Origin of the sequence: Thermogemmatispora onikobensis (genome assembly GCF_001748285.1) — a bacterium.
GTDB classification, from domain to species: Bacteria; Chloroflexota; Ktedonobacteria; order Ktedonobacterales; family Ktedonobacteraceae; genus Thermogemmatispora; species Thermogemmatispora onikobensis.
In genome coordinates, this window is record NZ_BDGT01000053.1 from 23173 (window position 1) to 29552 (window position 6380).

Below are 6380 nucleotides of genomic sequence, written 5' to 3' on the forward strand. Positions count from 1 at the left end.
TCTGCTCTCTTCCTGGGCGCAAGTACGCCAGCCAAACAGCCAGCATGCCCCCGGCAATCGCGCGTCTGGCCTATGAGCATCACAGAGAGGGTCAACCCTTTCAGCGGTCACGATAGTGCGGATGGCGAGCGGAGGCCACCCATGTGCCAGCAAGGCAGACCAGTGCTCCCCCCAGACCCCACAACAGGCACCAGAGCACCTCTAAGACAGCGGTGCCGGCATCCAGCGTGGCGGTACCAGTCAGATTGCCCGGATAGGCAGGAATAAAGCTGGTCGGCCAGAGAAGCAGCGAGTAGACAATGCCTCCGACGGCCCCCGCCAGGAAGCCTAGACGCCGACGCACAGCGATCCGCCCAAGAATGAGACCACCGATGAAAGACACAATGAGCGCCACCAGCCAGGTAATCCCGTAGATGGCGGCTAGCAGCAACGCTACTCGCACAGTGAGCGCATCGCGCATAACCTGGCGATGAGCCTCATTGAAGAGGCCAGCGTTCACCAAGACGAGGACAATGGTGACCAGAGCTACGAGTACGCCCATAAGCAGGCCGCTGATAAGCGCGTAGCGCGTCCCCCGCTCGGGCAAGCGCGCCGGTTCCCGCGCCGGACTGGCCTCCTCTTTCCTCACACTGGCCCCAGGCGTCGATTGTACCGGCTCTACGCGCACGGTCTCCGGCTCAGGAACTGGGACCTCCGCGCCTAAGCCCCCGGCCTGCTCCGCCGGTCTGCCTGCTCCTTTCGCTGCTGTATGGAGCTGATGAACATCTTCCATAATGTGCTCACTTTCTCTGACCCTTTAGCGACCGGAGTAGCTTGTTGCTGTTTTGCAAATGTACAAACCGACCTGCATCCCTTTCCCTTCCAGGAGCAGCTGCGCCCTTCAGGAATCCTTTTGCAAAGCTTCGGTCCGTGTAGAAACACGTGAGATAGGTCGCTCAGGTTTCAATCGTTAACCCCAACAGCAGTCGCCGCCGGCTCCCCCCAGCTACCCCAGGTCAGCCCTCACGCGGAGCAGCGGGACTGGCCTGGGCCAGACCACAACTTTATTGACAGCCCTTGAAAAGGCTCCCCATAATAGGATCAAGAACATGCCTTGAAAGGATGGTTGCTTACAGAACAGGCAGAAGGGTATGACACCGCCGGAGCCACTGCGTAGTGCCAGGGCCGTCCCGGGTTCGCCTGCCCTACGCAGCACGATAACCAGACAGACAAAGCAGACCAGGCCAGAGAGAAAGGCCGGGGAGGGTGGGCTATGAAGAACACCCTCTTCTCGCGCTTTGTAGCACCGCCGGCGCCCGCACGCCCAGACCGGCAGTCGGTCGTCACGCTGTTACGCCGCTTGATCAGGGGCCTGCTGGCGCTTACTGTGGCTTTGTTGGGCTGCATCAATGGCCTTGTGGTCTTGCTGCCATCGCACCCGGGACGCCTGGAGCTGCTGCGCGACCTGCTGACTACCATCGCTCTGCTGGCGCCTTTTGGGCCTGCTTTCTGGCCCTTCGTGCAGACCAGCCATACCATCGCGCTGCTGATCGGCTTCTTCTTGATCCTGCTCGCACTCGGCCTGGCCCGTGGCAAAGAGCGCGCCTGGCAAGTGACCATGTTTCTCTTACCCTTGTCGGCCTTGCTGCATGTGCTGCGTGGTCTGGCCCTTGAGGAGGCCCTGCTTTCCTGCGGCCTCTGGGGAGTACTGTTGCTGGCCCGCCCCTGCTTTCAGGTGGCAAGCGATCCCTGGCGAGCTCGCCAGGGCTTTGCCTTGTTGGCCATTGGAGCCGCCTTGCTCCTCCTCTACGGCATCGGTGGCTACTATCTGATCGAAGGGCAGTTTCTGACAACGAGCGGCACCGGGGGCACGCTGCTGGCCCTGCTGCGTCGAATGCTGAATCTGCCCGCTCAAGAGCTGCTGCCGTTGACCCGACGGGCGCGCTGGTTTCTGGACTCGCTGCCCATCCTGGCGGCCACCGCCTTGTTCACTGGCATGGTGGCCTTGCTGCGCCCTGTCAGCGCCCGCTGGTGGCTTGCCCAGCAACGGGAGCGTCTGGCCCTGGTCGAGCGCCAGGCCCTTGATCTGCTGCAGCGTTATGGACAGGAAACACTGGCCTTCTTCGCCCTGGACCCGGCGAACTTACGCTACCTGGCCCCCAATGGCGAGGGCCTCGTCGCCTACCGGTTGGTCAACACGGTCGCTGTGGTCCCCGGTGACCCCATCTGTCCCCCGGAGGCACGCGAGCAGGTCAGTCGCGCCTTTCTGGAACTGTGTCAGCGCAATGGCTGGCAGGTGGCCATCTACCAGGGCCACCCTGCTTATCTACCTTATTATCGCGCCTGCGGCCTGAGCATCTTTAAAATTGGCGAGGAGGCCCTCATCGATCCACGCAGCTTCAGCCTGAGCGGCTCAGCTATGGCCAACGTACGCACCAGCAGCCGCCGGGCCGAGCGCGAGGGGGTGACCCTGCGTTGGTTGGAAGAGGCGCCTCCACCAGAGCTGTACGCGCAGATGGTCCAGCTCTCGCGCGCCTGGCTTCAACAGAAAGGGGCCCGCGAAACGGAAGAAATGGGCTTCAGCATGGGACGCCTCAGCGAGTTGCCCGCAATGGCCCAACGGGCCCATCTGATCGCGGCAATCGCCGCTGAGAGCACGCACTCGGAGGTGAGTCGGCAGCCCGTGCCTCGCCTGACACTTGGGCTGGCCTTCGATCGCACGAACAAGCTCTGCGCTTTTGCCTCTTTTACGCCAATCTATGGTCACCAGGACAGTAGGGATGGCCTGCGCCGTGACTGGGGCTGGGCCCTCGATTTGATGCGTCGCGCTCCTGATGCCCCTTATGGAGTCATGGAGCTGCTCTTAGTGCGCGCCATCGAGCGCTTCCGTGAGGCCGGGGCCTGGCTCATGAGCCTGGGTCTGATCGCCGCCAGCGATACCAACCAGGAGCTTTCCGCTGGCCAGCGCGCCATCGCCAACTTTTTGCTGGAGCATGTCCATATTCTGGAAGAGCATCGCACGCTCTTTCGCTTCAAGCAAAAGTTTCAGCCGCGCTGGGAGAGCCGCTACGTGGCCGCCAGCAATACGCTGGCCCTGCCGCGCATCGCGCTGGCCATTCTCAACGCTCATCAGCAGCGTCCAGCGGTTGGGGAGCCTGTCCCTGGACTGCCAAATCAGAGTCTGCTCACGATAGATCGATGAAGAATAGATGGGAGCCTTCGGGCCTGGTCAGAGAGAAACGCCCGCGCCGCCCGCTGCGGGCGTTTGTGCCGCCGCTGCTCTCCTTTGTTGGGGCCCTGCTCGGCGGCGCGCTGCTTACCATTGGCATGACCCCTGGACTGAGCGCGCTGCTTATTGCGCTGGGCCTGGACATACAGCGCACCCAGATGCTGACGGCCCTTTTCTGCTGTGCGGGCGCTGGTTTCTGCGGGGGCCTGGTCGGACGTCGCCTTCCGGGTGCTTTACCTGCCAGCCTCCTGCTCTTTTGGTCGGCCTATCTGCAGGATTTCATCGGGGCCGAGCTCCAGCCAGTACATGATCCCGGCGGCCAGTTGGAGCCGCTCAACGTGGGGGCCTTGCTTCACACGGTGCTGATGCTGCTGGCGCTGGCACTACTGACGGCCTTTGCCGGCTGTGCGATCGGCGAGGCTCTGGCCCGTGTGCTCTTCGATCCCATCGCCCAGACCTGGCAGCGCCTGCGCTCTCACGAGCGGCCCGCCCTCGCCACCTTGCAGGAGACCGCGCCGCTCCCCCCCTCAGAGCTGGTAGCGCCTGCTGCCCCTCAATCACGGCCTCTGACTCTCGTGGGGTCCTGGCTCCTGGTCGCCCTGCTGGTCGCTTCACTGGTGCTGGCAGCCGGCTCAGGCGATCTTTTTCTCTTTGCTCCCGACACCGGCATCCACACACCGCCAGTCATCCAGACCGCCGCCGGACGCCCGAGCAAGGGCACAGTGGTCAAGGACAGCTTCGTCAGCCCCGCCCTGCATGGACAGCGCCGCTCGTTCCTGGTCTACCTGCCGCCGTCCTACAATACGCCTGCCGGCCAACAACAGCGCTACCCGGTGCTCTATCTGCTGCACGGCTCTCCCGGTAAGATCGTCGACTGGATCACCGGTGGCAAGGCCGAGCAATCCGCCGATACCCTGATTGATCTGGGGAAGATTCCTGAGCTGCTGATGGTTTTCCCTGATGGAAATGGGCGTCCCGGTGCAACCAGTGAATGGGGCAACAGCGGCGATGGCAAACAACTGCTGGAGAATTACGTGGCTATCGATTTAGTTCACTACATTGACAGCCACTACCGCACGATCCCCTCGCCGGCGGATCGCGCCATCGGTGGGAACTCAATGGGCGGCTTTGGGGCGGCCAACATCGCTATCCACCACCCTGACGTTTTCGGCTTTGTCATCTCGCTGGGCGGCTACTACCGCGCCGAGGGCCTGATCTGGGGCAGCAACCCGGCTTATCGACGCGCTAATAGCCCCCTCTCTACCATCGCCGGCAATCGCCGCAGCCAGCGGCTGGCCTTCTTCCTGGGAGCGGCCACCAGGGACCAGCCTTACTATAGCGACACGCTGCAGTTCGCCCAGGTGCTCAAACAGCTCCACGTGCGCTATACGCTGGATGTCGAAAAAGGCTATCATTCGTGGCACGTCTGGGAGACCCAGCTCTACCATGCCCTGCTCTGGCTCCACTGGGGCCAGAGCGCTCACTTCTCAGTCAGTTAGGAGAAATGGGGGACGGCTGGCTGGTGGAGTTCTAGAGGCTCAGCGCACCAGCTTGCCGATTCCACCATCAGCGTGCTATACTCTGACAAGACATACTACTGTTTTGTTCCGTTTGTGTGATCCCCGTGACCGCGTCTATTCTTTAGCCCCAGCACCGGGCGGAGTAGCAATAGCGAGCGCTACGCCTCCTCTCTGGGGCGCCGCGGCTCAACGGGCCAAGGAGGTGAGGGACATGGACGCTGGCCCAAGTAGTAGTAGGCGTGTAGCTTTTACATGCCTGCTCGCGGGTAAGTGTGTGTCGCCTCATCGAGTAGGGGGGATCTAGCTTTCGCCCGACGTATACTGGCGCACGGTCTCATCGCTCACTCCTTTGTTCTGGAGAGCAATTAGTCAGTCAGTCATCGTCTCCTCCGTATCACCACCTTACTCGATGAGCGCGATCCTCTGCCAGCGGTCAGCCGCTATCGAGTAAACACTTCCCGCCTGTCTGCCAGTCAGTCCTACGTGCCCTTTTTTCAAGGGTGCCCCTGTACACAAGGGTTTCCCGCTACAACATCAGCACTGACCGGGCCGATACCCGGCTTGCTCCATCATGCTCTGGTCTAGCAGAGCAGCGCGGAGCAGCGCTACGGCCTGGGGTCGACGCCCGGCACCGCGCCCACCCGCGGCCCCCGGTCAGGCTGTATTCACTGTGTCCGTCAAGCAAATACACACACACGTCGCTATCTCCTCTCGCTCAACCACATTGCTGTGGCCGAGCGACCGGCCTGTATTGTCTATCGAGCAGACAAGGAAAGGTGGTGATACCCTTGATCTACTTGAGCACACTGCTGCGTCAGAGTGTCCATGATAGCGAGGGGCGGCGCCTGGGTACACTTGGCGATCTGTATGTCTCGCCGCGCGAGACCTTTCCCTGTGTCACGGCGCTGGTGGTGCGCCCACCATTGAATACCAATACGCTGGTCGTGCCCTGGTCCCAGGTGCACAGCCTGGAAGAGACTCCTATCACTTTGAAGGTTCGTCAGGCCGAGATTACTCCCTACACGCCTCAGCCGGATGAGCTGCTGCTCAAGCGCGATATTCTGGATAAGCAGATTGTCGATACGCAGGGCGTGCGTGTCGTGAAGGTTAACGATCTGAAGCTGGCGCAGATTAAAGGAACGGCGCGCCTGATCGGCGTGGATATCGGCGCGAGCGGCCTGCTACGCCGGCTTGGGCTGTTGGCTCCCATCGAGCTGCTGAGCCGGGTGCTGCCGCTGCGTCTGCAGGACCGAACTATTACCTGGAACTATGTGGAGCCGATCCAGGTAGTGCAGACAAGCACCAGCGAGCAGCTTGCTCCCGCCCTGGCCGGGGCCGGAGTGAGCGGCGCTGGCACGGTCATGGCCGGCGGCGTCGTGCCCCAGGTCCAGCTGAGTGTCAGTCGCACAAAGCTGGCCGACCTGCACCCGGCAGATATCGCCGATATTCTGGAGCAGCTCGATGCCCAAGAGGCCGGCGCCATGCTGGAGCGCCTGGATACCGAAACGGCTGCCGACACCTTGAGCGAGGTTGAGCTGCCGCTGCAGGCCGAGATTATCAGTGGCCTCGACTCCGAACGCGCTGCACGCCTGCTGGCAGCCCTGGCCCCCGACGACGTGGCCGATGTCCTGGCCGAGCTTCCTCGCGAGGAG

4 protein-coding genes are annotated in these 6380 nt (G+C 62.3%); 3 read left to right on the forward strand and 1 reads right to left on the reverse strand.

Translation table 11 applies throughout. From position 1 onward, the window contains the following. Positions 1 to 100 precede the first annotated feature (100 nt). Entirely contained in the window at positions 101 to 772 is a 672-nt protein-coding gene (locus BGC09_RS18400) for a hypothetical protein (RefSeq protein WP_069805690.1), read from the reverse strand. A gap of 480 nt (positions 773 to 1252) precedes the next feature. On the opposite strand from BGC09_RS18400, the gene BGC09_RS23155 reads away from it, so the two are divergent. The 3 genes from BGC09_RS23155 to BGC09_RS18415 form a co-directional block, all read left to right on the forward strand. Beyond that, on the forward strand, positions 1253 to 3181 hold the full coding sequence (locus BGC09_RS23155; protein ID WP_069805691.1) for a bifunctional lysylphosphatidylglycerol flippase/synthetase MprF: 1929 nt from the start codon (positions 1253 to 1255) through the stop codon (positions 3179 to 3181). Beyond that, positions 3178 to 4707 (forward strand): alpha/beta hydrolase, encoded by a 1530-nt coding sequence (locus BGC09_RS18410; RefSeq protein ID WP_069805692.1) that lies wholly within the window; start codon positions 3178 to 3180, stop codon positions 4705 to 4707. Before BGC09_RS23155 ends, BGC09_RS18410 begins: the two co-directional genes overlap by 4 nt. An 809-nt stretch (positions 4708 to 5516) precedes the next feature. Beyond that, on the forward strand, positions 5517 to 6380 hold an 864-nt coding region (locus tag BGC09_RS18415; protein WP_245688601.1), incomplete at its 3' end, for a magnesium transporter MgtE N-terminal domain-containing protein.

Coding starts and splice junctions, on each gene's coding strand:
- BGC09_RS18400 (WP_069805690.1), bottom strand. CDS start 772: ATGGAAGATGTTCATCAGCTCCATACAGCAGCGAAAGGAGCAGGCAGA.
- BGC09_RS23155 (WP_069805691.1), top strand. CDS start 1,253: ATGAAGAACACCCTCTTCTCGCGCTTTGTAGCACCGCCGGCGCCCGCA.
- BGC09_RS18410 (WP_069805692.1), top strand. CDS start 3,178: ATGAAGAATAGATGGGAGCCTTCGGGCCTGGTCAGAGAGAAACGCCCG.